Origin of the sequence: Salinisphaera sp. G21_0, assembly GCF_017744115.1 — a bacterium.
Classification (GTDB): Bacteria; Pseudomonadota; Gammaproteobacteria; order Pseudomonadales; family Endozoicomonadaceae; genus Endozoicomonas.
In genome coordinates this window covers 1-1,172 of record NZ_JAGHQW010000177.1, presented here as the reverse complement: position 1 = coordinate 1,172, position 1,172 = coordinate 1, and the positions used below count along the sequence as shown (strand labels likewise).

Below are 1,172 nucleotides of genomic sequence, written 5' to 3'. Positions count from 1 at the left end.
ACTTTTTCACGCTTGGCTTTCCTGGTCTTTTTGGTTCTTGCTTTCATTTGGGCCAGTTTAGCCTCAAGCCTGATCGCATAGGGTTCCCGCTTGTCCTGAGGCTTTTCATACCATTGTTCTGTGAATTTGGTTGCCTTGAAAAATGCGGTCAACTGTTCAAGGGTCCAGTTATTTATAACAAAACCGGTGCCAGTGACGGTAAACTCTGGTTTTGGGAGTACAACCGGTTCACCATCGGGTGGCATGACAGTGAGCTTTTGATTCCTGAATTGATACTCTGTTTGTTTAAGCTCGAACAGTATGGCCGTGATAAAGTGCCACAGGCGCTCCTGGCCCAACATGACGTGATCACCATCAACAACCACGCCTCTTTCATCATCAGTTGACACCCGGTTTGAAAAACAGAGATCCGGTATATTCCCGTGTTCCGGTAGATAATGGTTGATCAGGAGCATTCCTTCCAACAACCGTTGCTGAGTCGCTAATTCCGGAACGGTTTCAGGTTTAGCCTGGTAGTCAAGACAGGCATCCATGAATTGCTGCATTTTCTGTGGCTTGAGTACCCAGTGCAGTCGGTACCACTGTGAGATTGCAGGCACAGTTCTGAATAGCTCGTCCATTCTGTCAGCGTATTTTGCGCGGTTATCTTCGGACTGTCGCCAAAGAATCTCCAGCATCATGCGTTTAGATAGCGTGAATTTCCATCGTAGGCCAAGCTGTTGGCGCAGTGGCTGTAATGCATTCCATTGCGCCGGGGTTGGGGCTGGCTTCAGGTTTCTGCACAGTTCAAGATATTCCTTCCTCTCAGGTTCAGGGAGCTGCGTTAGTGCAAATTTTGTTAAAGCCAGTGGTGCAGGAATAGATAATGCCTTAGTGAGTACTTCATTGGAGCGTGGATCTTCACGATGTTTTTCAGTCCAGAACTGGATACCAGTTCCTCCATGGATAGCCAATATCGGCAGCAATGATTTCAGCGCAGCACGAACAGCCACTCTGTCATTTCGTGGACTTTTGTGGGCATTAAGATATTGTTGGAATTCGGCAGTTGTCATGTTCCATTTTGCGGACGCAGAAGAGAAGTACAGAGCCAGTGCTTTCATTTGACTTGATTCTAAAAGTTCATCTTCTTCATCACTGCTGTCGCCTCCAATGTCCGTAGAATAACCTTGCTG

General features: G+C 47.2%; 1 protein-coding gene. It reads right to left on the bottom strand.

Annotated features, from left to right (window positions below):
* The coding region (locus J7439_RS25515; RefSeq protein ID WP_209204866.1) for a hypothetical protein at positions 1-1,172 on the bottom strand (1,172 nt) is incomplete at both ends.